This window comes from Pseudoalteromonas sp. SWXJ133, from assembly GCF_015864365.1.
Lineage (GTDB): Bacteria > Pseudomonadota > Gammaproteobacteria > Enterobacterales > Alteromonadaceae > Pseudoalteromonas > Pseudoalteromonas arctica.
In genome coordinates this window covers 44,984-61,878 of the sequence record NZ_JADYXJ010000011.1, presented here as the reverse complement: position 1 = coordinate 61,878, position 16,895 = coordinate 44,984, and the positions used below count along the sequence as shown (strand labels likewise).

The window sequence follows — 16,895 nt, the reverse complement described above, 5'->3', positions numbered from 1 at the left end:
GTATGGCTGGCTTATAAAAATAATTAATTATTTTTGATTAAAGCGAAAACGCGTTAATACGTAAGGCGGTTTTGCATTACCAAAGCCTTGGCTAAATGCAGGGTGTTGGTGGAGTTGATCTTGTGTTACATAAATCCAACCATTGCTTACTGCTAGGCTGTCAGGCCATGATAATCGTTTATCTTGAACAATTATTTCGTAGTGGCCTTTAGTGGTTAAGCCAATCGCATTGTTTTCAAGGTCGGTTACCAAAATGCCGCCGCCAGGAACGTAGGTCATGCCATCGCTTGGATTTTTAGGGCCAAACACTTCAATATTCTTTGCTTTTTTAGTGTCGGAGTAACTGTTATTAGCCAATACTTTTGCTGGGATACGGTAAACCTTAGTGCCAGTAAATGAGCCAAAGTAAACCCATTCGTTATTGTCATCAATCGTTATTGGGTTTAAACCAAAGCGAAGATTAGTGGTTTTTCCTTCAGGTGATTTAGATGCAACTGGTGAGGCTTCAATAATTATATCGCGCTCCTGTGGCATTAGTGTGGCACTGCCTTCGAGTACGCGAGTAGACTCACCTGTGTTTAAATCAACCACAATAAAGGCGGGCTTGGTTGCGCCCATAAAATTACCAAATGACATATCAGCTATGTAAATTTTGTTATTAAGTTCATCAATTACAAAGTCTTGTAAGAATGAATTAGCAAGTACCGCCGATTTATTTAGTTTTATTGTGTTTACTAAGCTGTTATTTACGCTATCCCAAGCTATAAGTTTAGGGGTTACTTTTTCGCTCCCCATATCTAAAATCCACACAACGCCTTTACTGTCGCTGTGAATGCCGATAACTGCCGCAAGGCCTACCTCGCCAATTTCTGGGCCGTCTGCCCAATCGATAGTTGGAAATGGTTGCTGTACGCCATTAGCCATAATTTCAACAACGCGTGTTTTTGGGTTATCTAGCGGATGCATACTTACTAGCATCCTGCCTGCAGGTGTAATTGTTATACCTGCACCGCGATATTTAGTAAACGTAGTGACGGTTTCAAGTGGGCCGACTTCTAAGGCGTTAGCATTTGTTAAGGCGCTTGCTACTAGTGAAAGCGTTGCTATGGCTAAAGTACTTTTAAATTTTTTCATTTTTTGCTACTCGCAGTATTTATCTGAATTTGAAGTGGTATAAATCACTTGCTCATTTATGAGCAGCTTTATTACTTGAGTGAATAATAAGCGGATATTAAAAAGCAATAAACAGCGTAATAATTGAATCTTTATCAAATAATAATAGATAATAAAAATAGCCAATAAAAAAACACCAATCTAAATTGGTGTTTTTATTAAAATCGCCACTTTTAACGAATAGTGGTTAGTTCATTAATAGTAAAAGAAGCAATGCAGCCTTCAACTTTTGCTAAGTAGTTTTTGATGCTTTGTGCTTCCATATGTTGTTGCCATAGTTCATAACTTTGCCAGTTCTCATAAAACACAAAGTGAGCATCATCTTGATTATTTTGATGCAAGGTATATGTAACACACCCAGGCTCTTTTTGTGTTTGTTCAACAAGCAATAAAAGTGCACTTTTTACCGTGTCTATTTTATCGGTGTTAGCAAAAATATTAGCGATTATAGTAAGCTGAGTCATAACTTCCCTTATAATGAAAAATGGTATTTAAAAGCCTTCAAGTACAATTTTACCGATTGATTTACCCGCTTCTAGCTCTTCGTGAGCAATACGTAAATTGGCCGCATTAATAGTGCCTAAGTTTTTACCAATCGTGGTTTGAATGTAGCCTTGGTCAATCAAATCGGCAACATGATTTAATAACTTACTTTGCTCAATTAAATCTTTGGCGTTAAACATTGAGCGGGCAAACATAAATTCCCAATGTAGAGATAAACTCTTCATTTTTAATTTACTTACATCGAGTGACTCAGGATCGTCAATCATTGCGATTTTACCAAATGGTGCAAGTACGTCTGTATATGCTTCTAAGTAAGTATCAGTACTGTGCAGGCTTGCTACATGTGTTACCGAGCCAATGTTTAATGCGTCAATTTGAGCGGGTAATGGTTTTGTATGATCAACGACATAATCAGCACCTAGTTTTTTAACCCATGCTTGAGAGCTTTCGCGCGATGCAGTGGCAATCACCGTTGCGCCAGTAATCGCTTTAGCAATTTGAATAAAAATAGAGCCAACGCCGCCTGCGGCACCTGTTACTAAAATAACTTCGTCTGATTTTGTTGTTGCATCAGCAGCTTGTTTTACAATGTTTAAATGCTCAAATAATAATTCGTACGCTGTTATTGCGGTAAGGGGTAATGCAGCAGCTTCAGCATCGTTTAAGCTCTGCGGTTTAAATCCTACAATGCGCTCATCCACTAATTGAAATTCTGCATTACTACCTGGGCGAGTAATATCACCAGCGTAATAAACCGCATCACCGAGTTTAAATGCCGTTACAGCATCGCCGATTGCAACAACTTCACCAACGGCATCCCAACCAATAACTTTTACTTCACCCTCAGCAGGGGGCATAGATGCACGCACTTTGTAATCTACTGGGTTAACTGCAATAGCTTTAACTTTTATAAGTAAATCGCGACCTGTTGCAACTGGCTGTGGTAATTCAACATCAATTAACGATTCAGGATTAGTAACAGGAAGAGATTTTTTATAACCAATGGCTTTCATAATAAATGTCCTAATTTGTTTACGTATAAGATGTAAGCCATGCTTTGGCTAGCTGATGGATATATAGTAGACCTTGCTTTAATGTAAATAAACCGCATAATCGTTGAATCATTATCAAATATAAATAGATAATATGAACATAGAAGATTTAAAACTTATTTTAAAAGTCGCTGAGTTTAGAAGTATTACGCTCGCAGCTGCTAAGTTAGATATGCGTACAGCCACAGCAAGCGCCGCTATCAAACGCGTGGAGTCAGCGCTAGGTAGCGAACTGTTTGTTCGTACAACACGTCATTTGAGGTTGTCGGCTGCTGGGGAGCGCTACATACCACAATGTGAACAGGCTCTAGCAGTGCTTGAACTCGCAAAGCAAAATCTAAAAGGCGAACACGGCGAGATAGAAGGAAGGCTGCGTGTTGCACTTTCATCTGATTTAGGACGTAACTTGGTGATCCCATGGATTGATGAACTCATGGATAGTTACCCTAAATTAAGTTTAAGAGTGCATATAAGTGATAGTAATATCGACTTTTATCGCGATTCAGTTGATATAGCACTTCGTTATGGCTCGCCTAGTGATGCAAGTGTTTATGGTTTTAAAATTTGTAATGTACCGCGCTTGTTGTGTGCTAGCGAAGAATACCTGCTACAAAATGGAAGCCCTGTGCATCCCGATGATTTAGCGTCGCATCAAGGTTTGTTTTATCAGTTGCAGGATATTATAAATAATACGTGGGAATTTAGTGATGGTGAGTCAAAATATAAAGTTAAAATGGATGGCAGGCGCGCCTCAAACGATGGCGATTTAGTCAGGCGCTGGTGCGTTGCGGGTAAGGGCTTAGCTGTAAAGTCGGCTCTTGATATGGCTGATGATTTACTCAATGACAGGGTGGTTACTGTAATGCCAAATTATCAACATGTTAATGGTGAGCTTTGGCTTATTTGCCCAAGTAGGCAGTCAATAACCCCTGCGGTGCGTTTACTACGTGATGTATGCAGAGCAAAATCCCAAGCTATTCTGCAGCAGTTGGTCAATAAAGGCATTATTGATAAAAGCGTATTAAAGGATTAATACGCAATCAGATCAACTTAGCTTTTTATTAAAAAACTCAACGGTACGTTGCCATGCAAGCTCGGCATTGTCTTTATCATATCGACCTGTTGAGTCGTTATGAAAACCATGATTTGCCCCTTTATACATATGCATAGTGTATTCAACATTATTAGCTTTTAAATCTTGTTCGTACTGTGGCCACGACGCGTTTACACGTTTATCCAGCTCGCCTAATTGAATCATTAACGGTGCTTTAATATTTTTACGTAAACTTTCACTGGCAGGAGTGCCGTAAAAAGGTACGCCGGCACTGAGTAAGTTGCTATCTACTGCCGCTAAATAGTTAACAATGTAGCCGCCAAAACAAAAGCCCACAGCGCCTAATTTACCGTTACTGTTAGCATGCGATTTTAGAAAGTGTGCTGCGGCTACAAAATCGTTTTGAATTTTAGCGCGATCCATGGTTTTTTGCATAGCGCGTCCTTCATCATCATTACCAGGGTAGCCACCCAGTGGAAAGAGCGCGTCGGGTGCAAATGCAATAAAGCCTACCTTCGCTAAGCGTCTTGCTACATCCTTTACGTAAGGGTTTAACCCACGATTTTCGTGTACCACGAGTACAACAGGAAGCTTGCCTTCTATGTTTTTAGGGGTTGCTAAGTAACCTTTGCCTTTACCGTGCCCGTTTGGCGAATTGAATTCTTCGTATGTTGCTTTAATATCATCGTCATTAAACGACACTTGTTCAGCCAATGCGTAATTAGGTAATAATGCTGATGTAAGTACAGCCATCGAAAAGCCAAGTGCAGCAAGGCCACTGAGTTTTTTCATAAAAGTACGTCGGTCCATTAAACCGTGGGCGTATTCGTCATACCAATCAAAGGCTTCTTGAGGAATGTGATCAGAGGGGGATTTATTCATGGCTGTTCCTTAATTTTATTATGTCTATTTATTATTTAAATACCATAACGTATTAGGGATAAAAAACGAGCAATATTTCTATCAATTATTAGGACTGTTAATTAATCCTGCGTGCTAAAAAATAAGTAATAGAAGTAATGTTAGCAAATAGGTGAATATTATTCTTAAGTTAAAAATAAAAAGCTCGGCATATAGTATGCCGAGCTTTTTTGGTTGGGATGTTACTTAATTTAGCTGTGAGTAGGCGCTGGTTGGGCATCTACTAGTGGTGGCTTGCCACGCATTTTACGTATTAATCGCTTAGCGTCTTCTAGTGCTACGTATTGGCAAGGTATAAGTATTAAGGTAATTACTGTGGCAAATAACACACCAAAAGCAAGTGATACAGCCATTGGGATAACAATTTTAGCTTGTAAACTCGTTTCAAAAATAATTGGCATTACACCAATAAAGGTAGTGATTGAGGTGAGTAATATTGCTCTAAAGCGACGAGCACCTGCTTGCATTACAGCATCCTTAATCGCAACACCTTCAGTGCGTGCTTTGTTTACAAAATCAACCATAACGAGGGAATCATTTACGACCACACCCGCTACAGCAATTATGCCAAACATAGATAAGCTACTCATGGTCATACCTAAAATCATATGCCCAAACATGGCGCCCACTACACCAAACGGAATAACCGACATTATAATAAGTGGCTGCGAGTAAGATCGAAGCGGAATGGCTAATAAGGCAAATATGATCATCATTGATATACCAAAGTCACGAAGCTGCTCTGAAGCGCTATCCATCTCTTCTTGAATGCGCCCAGCTACATCACTTGTAACACCAGGGTAGCTTTTAAGTAATGTTGGTAAGTATTCATCACGAATTTCTTCTGCAATCGCAAATGGTTCGGCTTGGTCGGTATTTACCGCAGCCCATACGTTTACAGTACGTTTAGAGTTTTCGCGGCGAATACGGTTAACGCCGTCAACAAGCTTAACTTCGGCTACTTCACTTAGTGGTACTTCAGCGCCAGTAGGTGTAATAATACGCACGCTTGCGATGTCACTAATTGAGTTACGTTCGTCTTCTGGATAGCGGATCATGACTTTAATTTCTTCGCCTTCACGCAATATTCGCTGCGCTTCTAAGCCGTAGTAACTAAAGCTAACTTGCGATGCGACATCAGCAAGCGTTAAACCCATGCTATAAGCGAGTGGTTTTAAATCAAGTTGCACTTCGTCGGTGGCACTTTGCATTGAATCGTTTACGTCGCCAACGCCTTCCATTGTTTGTAATTTGGCTTTTAATTTACCAGCCACTTCTTTTAGCTCGTCAGCATTTTTGCCTTCAAGTTTAAAGCTAACGTCGCCATCATCTCGACCGCCATTCATTATACTGTCTTGAATGGTCATGGTTTTAATGCCGGGTAGGGCGGGCATTTGCTCACGCCATAATGCACTTAGGGCAAAGGTGTCGATAGGGCGTAAATCAGGCTCTACCAAAATGGCCATAATATTTGCTTCAGTTCGCCCGCGCAGGCTTACCGATAAGTCGCGGATCATCGGTTTACCGTATTGCTCTTGTAGTTGCTGATCGACCTTTAATAACACGCTTTCTATTTTACGTGCGGTTTCAAGCGTTGCTTGCTCAGATGAGGCAAGGTTCATCTCTATATCAATACGCGGAAAGTCATGCGGTATTTTAGGGTTTGGTACAAACTTAACTAAACCACCTGCAAACATACCTGCGCTTACAATAAGCAAACACATAAAGCCAACAATTACGGTATAGCGGTAGTGAATACAGCGGCTAACAAAAGGAAGGTAGTAGTTATTCACAAAGCCTTTTAAACCACTATCAATCACCATACGTAAGCGATGTAATAGGTTTTTAGGATTTGGTTTACGCGGGTTCATTGCTGCAATATGCGCAGGTAAAATAAGTTTTGATTCAATGAGTGAAAAAATCAAACATAAAATAATCACGCCACCAATTGCCTTAGAAAAAGCAGCGCCAGGGCCTGTTGCGAGTGTTTGAGGTAAAAATGCCGCAATGGTTGTTAGCACACCAAAGGTTGCTGGCATCGCAACGCGTTTTACACCGCGTACAACGTTATCAAGTGTGTGGCCGTATTTTTCTATTTCGGCACTGGCTGACTCGCCCACAACTATGGCGTCATCAACAACAATCCCGAGTACAAGTATAAAGGCAAAAAGAGAGGCTAGGTTAATTGTTACATCTAAAAAGCCAATAGGCATAAACAAAAAGGCGCCCAGAAAAGACACCGGTAAGCCCATCATTACCCAAAATGCTAAGCGTAGCGGTAAAAATAGTGCCAGCACTATCATTACTAACAAGCCACCCCAAATCATGTTATCGACCATCATATCAAGTCGACCTTCAAGGTAGTAAGTTAAATCAACAATAGGAGAGAGCTTAACACCTGCAGGTAAAAGTGGCTCTTTAGCCGCCATGTAGCTTTTAAGGACTTTTGCTACATCGGTAATATCTTGATCTTTTGATGCGTTAACTTCAAACGAGAGTGAATTTTTACCATTGTATTTTGAATACTGCAGACCTTCTTCAAAGCCATCATTAATAGTTGCAACATCGCCTAAATAAATTTGTGCGCCATCAGCAAGGGTAATAAGGGGGAGTTTTTCAAACTCAAAACCACGGTAGGCTTGTTTTTCAACACGCATCGAAATATAACCGTTTTCAGAGCGTATTTGCCCCGCCGACATATTGGCCGAAAAGTTTTGCACAGCGCCTGCAATATCTCTAAATGTTAAGCCGTACTCGCGCAGTTTATCAGGGCTGACTTCTATGCCAATTTCGTACTCTAAGCCGCCGTTAAAATTAACAAGATTCACGTGAGGCAGTGCTTGTAACTCGTCTTTTATATCGTTGCCAAGCTCTTTTAACTGGTAGTTACTCATGTCGCCATAAAGCGCGAGTATCATTACTTCTTGCTCAAACTTATCGCGGCGAACAACAGGGCGCTCCATCCCCGCAGGAAAGGTATTTATTGAATCAACTTGTACTTTAATTTCATCAAGTACTTCTTGTGGGTCGTATTGCTCTTCTATTTCAATCCACGCTTGTGAAAAACCACGGTTAGAGTAAGTAATTAGGCGTTTAATACCTTCAATACCTTCGAGGTTTTCCTCAACTTTTATGGTTATTCCTTCTTCAACCTCTTGCGGGGCAGCTCCTGGGTAAACTGCTTGTACGCTTATCCAGTTACTTTCAAACTGTGGGAACATTTGTTTGCGAATGGTCATCGCCATTAAAATACCGCCCACTAATATAAATATCATTAGTAGGTTGGCAGCAACGGGATTTCGGGCAAACCATGCTATTAACCCTGTTTCACGAGTGCTCATGATTATTCCTCTTTCAGCGCAAGTTGAGTTACATCAGTTTTATTTGGCACAATATCTTCAACTTTTACTGCCATACCTTCAGTAGGATACTCAAGTGCTGAGGTAACAATTTGCTCGCCATTTTTTAACCCTTGGCTGGCTATAATCATGCCGTTTTGTTCGCGTATAATATTGAGGGTTTTAAACGACAATGTTAAATCGTCATTTAAAATTACAATTTTATTATCTTTAACTAAATGGTGCGCAACAATAATCGCGTTATCAAGCGGGCGACCTTCAATTGTAGCGTTAATGTATGACCCAAAACGAAGTGGGCGTGTTTTATCGCCATAAGGTGTTGCAAGCTGTGCAACTAAGTAGCTCATGCGGCTTGTTTGATCAACCACACCTTCGGTGCGAATTACTTTTGCCTGCCACATTGTTTGCTTACCCGCATATTCTGCGTTAAATGTAACGTTTGAGCCTACACCGCCGTTTTTTAAATATTGTAGTTCTTGGTCGGCAACCGGTAAACGGACCTCTGCAACTGAGGTTGCACTTAATGCACCAAAGCTGCTACCAGGGTTTACTACTGAGCCTAAGCTAATTGTGCGCTCATTAATAATGGCATCATATGGAGCTTTAATATAAGTACGTTCAAGATTACGGCTAGCACGTTTAACACTTGCTTGAGCAGAGCGATAACGTGCTAGTTTTTCGGCTAATTGTGGCTTACGTAAATAAAGTTCTGAGGCGATAGCTTCGCTTGAATCTGACTTAATACGCTCCCATTCAGCTTTTGCTACATGTGCTTGTGCGCGTTCTATTTCAAGTGCTGAGCTTGCTTGTGCTAAACCGGCTTGCGCTTCAATAAAGTCTGCCTCGTAATCATTTGCATCAATTCGTGCTAAAATATCGCCTTGCTTTACAAACGCGCCTTCAACAAATTGATCTGATACCGAAATAACTTGCCCGCTTACTTGTGCGATTAGTTCGGTACGGTCCTTTGGTTTAACAATGCCGTACGATTTAACATCGAGCGTTATAGAATCTAAAAGTACGCTTTGTGTTGCAACTAAAGGGCGTAAGTCTTGCTCTGGCTTTTCTTCGGGTGGCTGTTTCATCATCTTAAAAGCTATAGCTAACGCAATGCCGCCTGCTAAAACAGCAATTGGGAGTATTATTTGTTTTGTAGTAGCCACAAGGCATTCCTTCATAATTGGTGGTGACAGAGCAATAATACGCAATAAAGTGTTTACAAGCTGTTTTAAGATGTAACAAAGCATTACATATGTACATTACAACTCAACATGCGGCTAATTACGTTCCTAAAAAGGAATTAAAGTAAATGTTTTTTATACAGAGGATATTATGAAAACCGAATCAATGACTTGCAGATTAGGCTGCGGTGCATGCTGTATTGCGCCAAGTATTAGTTCGCCCATTCCAGGTATGCCAAATGGTAAAAAGGCAGGAGAGCGTTGTATTCAGTTGGACGAACGTAATTTATGTAAGTTATTTGGTGATTCAAGCCGACCTAAAGTATGTAGTGATTTTAGCGCCACATTTGATGTGTGCGGGTCAACAAATGCGCAGGCTCTAGCGCTTATTACAGAGCTCGAAGAGCTAACTTAGTGAGCTATTAAAATACACATATATTTACACTTATCTAGTAGTGAGTATTTATTTTAAGTAATTAAAAGCTGTGCTTTTCACGTGAGCAAGCTCTTCGTCTACCGACAAAGTGTCGATTTGTGGTTGTTTTGTAGACGTGAAGCTTGCTTACGTTACTGTTTACCAACTATACGTTGCGCTTAACGTATATTGCTCACCTCGCCCTGGTGTACCAGGTATCTCTTCAAACGATTCACCCCATAAGTTATCTGCTGCTAAAGTAATAAATAAGTTTTTTAGCATTGGCGGCGTAATTTTTAACGTTAAATGAGTAAATAAAGCATCGTCGTCACTACCGCGCAGCGCATTTTCGTGCTGTTTGCGCCACTCGTTATCTATTCTAAACTGCAATATATCAGTAGGATTCCAAACTGCGCCGAGTGTTAGGCGGTGATCAGGAAAGTTTAATGCGTAAAAACTAGCATCAATATCTGCCGCACCGTAATTTTCTGATTTATGAAGGTAGGTGTAACTCGCTACAATTTCGGTTGTTTCAAAGTGTTTAGTTGCTAAGAACTCAATGCCCGTCGTATTTATATCTACAGGGTTTGCAAAGCGCGCAGAGCTTGAATCAAAATTAAACGTCCAATCGGTTAAGTTGTCATCTTTGCGATAAAAAATAGCCGAATTAAGTTGCCAAGTTTGCTCATCAACTAATAAACCCAGCTCTAGGCTTTTAGTCGTTTCGCGCTCAAGGGTGTAATTACTTCTAAATAACCCGCCTGAATCACTTCCGCCAATGGCGGTATAGCCTGCCACTTGGCTTGCCTCTGCGTACGATAAATAAAACGTGCGCTCAAAACCTTTGCTGTTTTGTGTATTAAGCGTTATATCACCAATAAGTGACAGTTCAGAGTCGTCTCTATTTGTATCGTCAAACGCAGCACCTAAACGAAATGTAAGTTGTTTATTATCCTCAAGCGCCATTTTGTATTCAGGCAATACGCTTAATTTATAATACTTACGAGAGGTAAAGTTGTTTTCAAGCGTGGTAGATTCAATTGAGTCGTCAATAAACTGTGCTGAATAATTTACAGCAAATACATCGCTTTGAGCATGATGCCCCGATAGCGCTAACGACTTAACTTCACTTTTGTGGAACGCTTCAAAAGCGCTTGGATTTTCGCGAGAGTAAATATAATGATCGTCGTGTGTGCGGTAATAAGCCGACACTTCAAAGTTACTATCCTGCGCATAATTTTGCTTATGGTTTAGCATTAATAAGCGGGTTTCTAGATCTTCTGTTTCGTTAACGCCAAATGGAGTGTACAAATTTGGCCAACCAAAAAACTTATCTTGTGAGCCAAAAAACAAATCTGTTTGAGAATCAGCGCCAGCTAATTGAACGCGACCCGATGCACGCGTAAAGTCGTGATCGCCGTTATCAATAGTGCCATCGCTTTGTGAGTGAGAAATCTCACCTTCAAAACCAAGCTTCCAATCCTTTGCGCCTTCAAGGGGCATACTTACACCTGCATGTAAGCTTTGTAAGTTAAAATCGTTTGTGCCAGTACCTACCGATACACTGCCGCCCGTGCTAATTGGTTTCCAGCCAAACGATACAGTGCCTACAGAGCTATTAGCACCATTAAGCGCATTGTCTGCGCCTGTTAAAATATAAGGGCCGGTAAGCATTTGCGGTGCAATAGGAATTTCAGCAAAGTAATGACCAGACTGTGGGTCAAGTAAAGTAGCACTACCAACTCTAAAGCCGGTATTTTCAAAAATACCACCGCGTATAGTTACATCGGCTTGCGCTTCAGCCATATTACGTGATTGTAAATCAACACGTGGGTCATACTCTAAATTAGATACTGGAGAGTCAAATGTACCTACAGGTAATGTGTTTGCCGTGGGCGATGCCTCAACCGTTATTTTTTCGATTGCCGGTGATGCTTCAGTTTTATCAGTTACAGCTTCGCCGTAGGCAAAACTGCTCGCGCTGCATAGCAGTGCAGGGAGTATAAAGTGCGGTGACCATTTCATGTTGTGTGTCTCATTTTTTTATATGCAATTACGGTAACAATTAAATTCAGAACACACTTTTAAGGCGTGATAAAATAATTCAATTAAACAACTGCGATTTTGGCGCGATTGTACATTAATTCATTAAAAACTGCATTTGATTATCATTTGCAACGTTAATGCATCTAACAAACTTGGTCACATTTATTATGAATATAAAACAGCAAGATACTATTTACTTTGCAGGTGGCTGCCTGTGGGGCGTGCAAGAGTTTTTAAAGCACTTACCTGGTGTAATAAGTACTGAAGCAGGGCGGGCTAATGGAAAAAACGATAATACACAAGGTGAATACGACGGTTATGCTGAGTGTGTAAAAGTAATATTTAGTACAAAAGCGGTTAGCTTAAACGAGCTGTTTGGCTTCTTTTTTGAGATTATTGATCCGTATAGCGTTAACAAACAAGGGGATGACGTAGGCCCTAAATATCGCACTGCCATTTATAGCAAAAGCCAAGATCATTTAAAGGTCGCTAGCAATTATATAAGCCAGCGAAGTGATGCCGATAAAATTGTGGTAGGGGTAGAGCTGCTAACTAACTACGTGCCAAGCGATCCTGAGCATCAAGACCGCTTAACTAATCACCCTGATGATTACTGCCACATACCGCTTGAGTTACTGCATAAGTATAAATCGTAAATTTGAGTAGTGTAAGCGCACAAAGATAAGTAATTAGAAGCTATCGCTTCTCGCGCAAGCAAGCTTAGCGCCTACAGGTAAAGTTTAATCCGGTGTTTATTTTGTAGACGTGCAGCTTGCTGACGTGACGGGCGTAGCTCGTAATTACTTTATTTTAAAAGTCCCAAAAATACACACCCACAAAAAAGCTCACGTATTGTGAGCTCTTTTAAAACTTACTTATAGCTAATTTTAACTTACTGCTGCTTTTGCGGCGGGAAGTTACTTAAAATTTCGCTCACTGTTTTATTAATTGATGCTTCACGTTGTTCTGGCGATTGATTTTTCTTTAATCGACCTTCTTTTGCGCCGCGCCATACTAGTTGGTTTGATTCACGATCCACAATATCGATAATCAGTGTACCCACTTCGTATTCACGCGCAGTTGTATCGCGTTGAAAACCAGTACCCCAATAACCCCAATGCGGGCGGTAGTTTATATTGAAGTTGTCTACTTCAAGCTCTTTGTCTACCGATGCATGATAGTTAACAAGTACATCAGCTTGCGCTGCATCAACTAAGCTCATACCTAATGTTTGGCTCAGCTCTGCGTTAACGGCAGTGCGAACACGCTTTTCCATTAGGCCATTAATTTGATAGTTATTTGTGTCTTTAGTTAGGCTGGCGTTTTCTACCCAAGCAAATGTTTTAAAATTACTAAAGTTAGCTGATTTATCGTAATCCCAATCTGGGGTTTGTGTACAGGCTGTAAGAAGTGCTAGCGCTGCAACAATAAGTATATTTTTCATTACGTTTGCTCCAATAAAATGCATTAATTTAAAATAACACACATAGTTTAAATGTGTATTATTTAAACGTCCTAAATATTAGTCTAATTGTCAGGGCGTGTTGACCTCTCGTGGTTGAATTTGCAGCAGTATGTTTGGTATTTGGGCAAGGCAGAGCCTATGTAGTGTGGTTATTCCCCATAAATAGGTGATAACGCAGCATAAATGCCAAACATGCGCTGCCCGAAGGGTTCTGCCTAGGGGCAATTAACTCTTTGTTGCTCGGTTTTTACTTAGCCCACTAGGTTACAAACCTCACGCCGCGATTAAATTGCCCCTAAATTGAACAAATTTCAATCCACAAAGGTCAACACGCCCTAAGGCTGAACGACTAATTAACCTCTGTTAATTAGTCATCAGTAAAAGTTTAATGTTCAACTTCAATCCAATCTTTTTCATCTACCCAGTTTTGTGCACCGTCTTTTACCGAGCGAATAGGCACAATGTAGTCACAACTTATTTGTGGCTTAACTGAGGCAAATATAGGCACAAAACCAAAGCTTAGTGCGGTTTCTATAATTGCTTTTTGATTTTGCGGATCGATATCGGCCGCTTCATCTATATAAATTGGTATACGGTATAGGTTTTGTTCCTGGTCACTCAATAAGTAACGAATAAACAACATGCCACACAATAACTTAATCGTAATACGTGTGCCGTTTGAACCCGCCGAATCTATTTTTTCAAAGTGCTCTGTTTCACCTGCGCGGTTAACCACTTCAAATCGAATATCAAATAAATCGGTAAGTGTTAAACCCGCTTTATCTGAGGCGAGTTTAATTAAGTGATCTTTCGCTTCGTTTACCGCACTTTCGCTGTACGGTTCTTGGCTAAGTAAATCAAGCGTGTCACCTTGCTCAAACTGATGCGACGTGCTGATAATGGTATCTATACTATCAACCAGCATTTTGCGCGGTATTACGTTAATTTTAAACGCTTGCAGGTTTGAAATACGGTGCTGGCTTATGCCTTTATTAAAGCTGTTCATTTCGCGGCGAAGTCGGTCTAAATCTTCTCGCAAGCCTTTAATAGTTGCGGCCACTTCGGTAAGCGCAACGCGAGCTTGGCGCTCAACAGCGTCGCGTTCGTTATCAATATTATGAAAGGCGCTTATTAGCTTTTGGTATTTAGTGTATTCGTCGTTTTCGTTGTCGAATTTAGTAATACCCGCGTTATATACATGCAAATAAGTGTTGCGTACGTTTATGTCAAAATTACGCAGCTCTTGGCAGTCTTTATTAAAATGATGAACAAGGTCGCTTAAGTTATCAAAGTCGACTGTAATATCAATCATGTACGGGGTTACTTTACCGCTGTATAAATCAAGCGTGTGGTCAATTCGCTCGCTTTTAACTTGGCGTAAGCGCTCAGTTTGGCGATTAATTTGCTCTTGTTTCGATTTAATTAACGAGCGACGATCGGCAATTGAGCCACTATTTTTTTGAATATCTTGCAAGTAGTCGTCAACTTGTTCGCGCTCAGCTAATAATTGCTCTTTTAGCATGGCTTGCGCTTCAACCGACTGCTGCATTATATCAAACTGTTCTAAGCGTTTTAGGGCGCTCTCAGCGCTCATTAGTTCATCGTATAGCGCGTCTTTTTCTTTTTGCTTGTCGGCAACGTTTGCTGCAACATCGCGTTGTTGTTTAAATTCTTTAAGTGAATGCTCAAGTGCACTGAGCTGAGCGGTTAATTGCTCTTTGTTTTCGCCGCTTTGCATTTGCACAGGCGAGAGCTTTTTAAGCTTAATGCTCGCACCTGGCAGAGTTAGTACACCGCCTTTAACGTTTTCGCTAAGTAGCGATAAAAATTCACCAAACGCGTCTTCGTCATCAATGGTTATATCGCCATTAGTGGTGGTCGCAAATGAGAGAATATCAGGGTTTAAAATCCGCGATATTTCTTCTACTTCTTTTAACGAGAGGTCTTCGCGCATACGGGTAAACAAATTAAACTCAAGGTTTTTAAGTTGCAGCTTTAAGCTCTTAATTTGTTTTTGTGTTTCGCTAATGCGGTAGTCAAGCGTGTGCAGGCTTTGCCCTTGTGCGCTGGTTATAGAGTGCGAAAGCGACTCGTAATCTTGCTTTAACTGAGTCAGGCTGGTTTTAAGGGTGGCTTTATTTACCAGTTCAAATTCGCTTTTAAGCGCATCGTAATCTAAAAACCACTGCTCAATTTGTGTTTGTCTGCGCTCTATGTCGCGCGATTGCTGTACGTATAGGCTTTGCTTTTGCTCAAACTCGTGTTTTTCGTGTTCTATATCTTCAAGCGCTATACCCAGCTCATTAAGTTGCGATTCTTGATAAGTATCAAAATCAATCAGTGCTTGGTCAATTTTAGGTGCATACGCCGCTAATTTACCTTTAAGCACGGTTTGGTTTTCAAGCATTGATTCAAGCGCGGCTATTGGCTCTTGCATTGACTCAAGGGCTTTTAGTTCGCGTTTTGAGCGGTTTACTTTATCAAACGAGCGACGCCATACTTCATAAAAGTCGACCTTAGAGTTTGACATATGGCGTTCAAACACGCGTAGCATAAAGCGTTTTACGTCGCTTGCGCCTAATTTGTGTAAGTTAAGAATACGTCTAAATATTTCTTTATAAATAGAAGAGTCTTGCACATTATTAAGCGGGATCATTTTTAAGTTAATGTCGCCGTCAAAAGGCGTTGCGCCGCCAGTAAGTAGTGCGTTTAGCTCTTGTGCTTTAAGCTCAATAGGGTTGTAGTTAAGCGATTTTAAATGGTTGAACAGCTTGGTAAATTTAATAATAGTTTTACCTTGCGTGTACTGCTCTAAATCAAGCTTTCCTTGATAACAAAAGTACTGATGCGCGTAACCGGCAATTTTACCAAGCCCTGCAACACCAATCACTACCGAACCATGAGGCAAGTTAGCTTCTAGTAAAATGTACGACTGGTCCGACGAAAAATAAAACTTACGGGTTTCATCTAAATCGTGTCCGTCCCATTCTGTTAAGCGCAAATCGTTAATAAGCGGAAACTGCAGGGCGTTAATAACCGAGCTTTTACCTGTGTTATTTGGCGCGCAAATAGAGCTGCTTTTATCAAGCGGGATCACACATTTTGCATAGCCTGCGGTGTTAAGTAGGGCGAGTTTACTCAGTCCGTATAGATTTTTCATTCCTCGTCCTCTGTAATGTAGGTTTCTTCGTTTACTTCCATTAATGCATCTATATAGCGGTGAATCGGCGCTTGTAGCATAAAGCCGCCTTCTACTTCGCGGGCTAAACCTAAGCGCACCATGCGCAGGTAAACATCTTTACGTAAATCAGATCCCGAAAATATCTCAAGCTGATCAAACAAGTGTTTGTTAATTTGCACCAGCGTTTGCATGAGTTCTAAATCGTTTACGTCGTCAAACAATGCGCGCATTGGGTCTTTACCCGTATTGGCGTAGTGCTCAATTAAAATGTAAATGGTGAGTGCGATAGCGCGAGATATTTTGCCCATATTTGGCGTGCTTTCGTCGCTACCAAAATAATAAAAGCCACGGCTGTCGCGTTTTAAATCGTTGCCTAGGGCTGTAAATAAGGCGCTGTAGCTTTCTATGTGTTGGTCAAGCTCTTGCCACATTACGTTGTCTTGCTCGCAAATATGGTAACCCGCTACTAATTTTTTATTAATGGCTTGTAGATGGGTTAGCTCGTCTAAGTTTATGTGTGTTGTGCTAGTTTCTATCATAAGAG

The 16,895-nt window shown here is 40.7% G+C and carries 13 protein-coding genes; 3 read left to right on the top strand and 10 right to left on the bottom strand.

The features are described from left to right. Window positions 1–27 precede the first annotated feature (27 nt). The 3 genes from I6F40_RS10390 to I6F40_RS10380 form a co-directional block, all read right to left on the bottom strand. On the bottom strand, window positions 28–1,134 hold the full coding sequence (locus I6F40_RS10390; RefSeq protein WP_197192891.1) for an L-dopachrome tautomerase-related protein: 1,107 nt from the start codon (window positions 1,132–1,134) through the stop codon (window positions 28–30). A 212-nt stretch (window positions 1,135–1,346) separates the two neighbouring features. Beyond that, entirely contained in the window at window positions 1,347–1,637 is a 291-nt protein-coding gene (locus I6F40_RS10385) for a putative quinol monooxygenase (RefSeq protein WP_007581888.1), read from the bottom strand. Window positions 1,638–1,664: 27 nt separating this feature from the next. After that, on the bottom strand, window positions 1,665–2,690 hold the full coding sequence (locus I6F40_RS10380) for a zinc-binding alcohol dehydrogenase family protein (protein WP_197192890.1): 1,026 nt from the start codon (window positions 2,688–2,690) through the stop codon (window positions 1,665–1,667). Between the two features lie 133 nt (window positions 2,691–2,823). Between I6F40_RS10380 and I6F40_RS10375 the strand changes: the two genes are divergently transcribed. Beyond that, complete coding sequence (locus I6F40_RS10375) at window positions 2,824–3,762, top strand: LysR family transcriptional regulator (RefSeq protein WP_197192889.1); 939 nt, start codon at window positions 2,824–2,826, stop codon at window positions 3,760–3,762. A gap of 12 nt (window positions 3,763–3,774) precedes the next feature. Here I6F40_RS10375 and I6F40_RS10370 read toward each other — a convergent pair whose 3' ends face one another. The 3 genes from I6F40_RS10370 to I6F40_RS10360 form a co-directional block, all read right to left on the bottom strand. After that, a complete protein-coding gene (locus I6F40_RS10370) occupies window positions 3,775–4,665 on the bottom strand; it encodes a dienelactone hydrolase family protein (RefSeq protein WP_197192888.1) in 891 nt (296 codons plus the stop codon). Window positions 4,666–4,895: 230 nt separating this feature from the next. Further along, a complete protein-coding gene (locus tag I6F40_RS10365) occupies window positions 4,896–8,045 on the bottom strand; it encodes an efflux RND transporter permease subunit (protein WP_197192887.1) in 3,150 nt (1,049 codons plus the stop codon). A gap of 2 nt (window positions 8,046–8,047) precedes the next feature. Beyond that, a complete protein-coding gene (locus I6F40_RS10360; RefSeq protein ID WP_197192886.1) occupies window positions 8,048–9,226 on the bottom strand; it encodes an efflux RND transporter periplasmic adaptor subunit in 1,179 nt (392 codons plus the stop codon). 169 nt (window positions 9,227–9,395) lie between these two features. Here I6F40_RS10360 and I6F40_RS10355 point away from each other — a divergent pair, with 169 nt between their 5' ends. Continuing rightward, window positions 9,396–9,659, top strand: coding sequence for a YkgJ family cysteine cluster protein (locus I6F40_RS10355; protein WP_197192885.1), 264 nt, complete (start codon window positions 9,396–9,398; stop codon window positions 9,657–9,659). 159 nt (window positions 9,660–9,818) lie between these two features. Here I6F40_RS10355 and I6F40_RS10350 read toward each other — a convergent pair whose 3' ends face one another. Further along, the gene (locus I6F40_RS10350) at window positions 9,819–11,684 is read right to left on the bottom strand and encodes a TonB-dependent receptor plug domain-containing protein (protein ID WP_197192884.1); all 1,866 of its coding nucleotides are present in this window, start codon (window positions 11,682–11,684) and stop codon (window positions 9,819–9,821) included. A gap of 188 nt (window positions 11,685–11,872) precedes the next feature. On the opposite strand from I6F40_RS10350, the gene I6F40_RS10345 reads away from it, so the two are divergent. Further along, window positions 11,873–12,361, top strand: a complete 489-nt coding sequence (locus I6F40_RS10345) for a peptide-methionine (S)-S-oxide reductase (protein ID WP_007581898.1) — start codon at window positions 11,873–11,875, stop codon at window positions 12,359–12,361. 236 nt (window positions 12,362–12,597) lie between these two features. Here the strand turns inward: I6F40_RS10345 and I6F40_RS10340 are convergent, their stop codons facing one another. From I6F40_RS10340 to I6F40_RS10330, 3 genes are all read right to left on the bottom strand, one after another. Further along, complete coding sequence (locus I6F40_RS10340; RefSeq protein WP_008134542.1) at window positions 12,598–13,149, bottom strand: DUF4136 domain-containing protein; 552 nt, start codon at window positions 13,147–13,149, stop codon at window positions 12,598–12,600. Window positions 13,150–13,555: 406 nt separating this feature from the next. Further along, on the bottom strand, window positions 13,556–16,330 hold the full coding sequence (locus tag I6F40_RS10335; RefSeq protein ID WP_197140113.1) for an ATPase: 2,775 nt from the start codon (window positions 16,328–16,330) through the stop codon (window positions 13,556–13,558). After that, complete coding sequence (locus tag I6F40_RS10330) at window positions 16,327–16,890, bottom strand: condensin complex protein MksE (RefSeq protein WP_197192883.1); 564 nt, start codon at window positions 16,888–16,890, stop codon at window positions 16,327–16,329. The genes I6F40_RS10335 and I6F40_RS10330 overlap by 4 nt, the downstream gene beginning before the upstream one ends. Window positions 16,891–16,895: the final 5 nt, after the last annotated feature.

Coding starts and splice junctions, on each gene's coding strand:
- I6F40_RS10350 (WP_197192884.1), bottom strand. CDS start 11,684: ATGAAATGGTCACCGCACTTTATACTCCCTGCACTGCTATGCAGCGCG.
- I6F40_RS10370 (WP_197192888.1), bottom strand. CDS start 4,665: ATGAATAAATCCCCCTCTGATCACATTCCTCAAGAAGCCTTTGATTGG.
- I6F40_RS10330 (WP_197192883.1), bottom strand. CDS start 16,890: ATGATAGAAACTAGCACAACACACATAAACTTAGACGAGCTAACCCAT.
- I6F40_RS10345 (WP_007581898.1), top strand. CDS start 11,873: ATGAATATAAAACAGCAAGATACTATTTACTTTGCAGGTGGCTGCCTG.
- I6F40_RS10335 (WP_197140113.1), bottom strand. CDS start 16,330: ATGAAAAATCTATACGGACTGAGTAAACTCGCCCTACTTAACACCGCA.
- I6F40_RS10380 (WP_197192890.1), bottom strand. CDS start 2,690: ATGAAAGCCATTGGTTATAAAAAATCTCTTCCTGTTACTAATCCTGAA.
- I6F40_RS10355 (WP_197192885.1), top strand. CDS start 9,396: ATGAAAACCGAATCAATGACTTGCAGATTAGGCTGCGGTGCATGCTGT.
- I6F40_RS10365 (WP_197192887.1), bottom strand. CDS start 8,045: ATGAGCACTCGTGAAACAGGGTTAATAGCATGGTTTGCCCGAAATCCC.
- I6F40_RS10385 (WP_007581888.1), bottom strand. CDS start 1,637: ATGACTCAGCTTACTATAATCGCTAATATTTTTGCTAACACCGATAAA.
- I6F40_RS10390 (WP_197192891.1), bottom strand. CDS start 1,134: ATGAAAAAATTTAAAAGTACTTTAGCCATAGCAACGCTTTCACTAGTA.
- I6F40_RS10375 (WP_197192889.1), top strand. CDS start 2,824: ATGAACATAGAAGATTTAAAACTTATTTTAAAAGTCGCTGAGTTTAGA.
- I6F40_RS10340 (WP_008134542.1), bottom strand. CDS start 13,149: ATGAAAAATATACTTATTGTTGCAGCGCTAGCACTTCTTACAGCCTGT.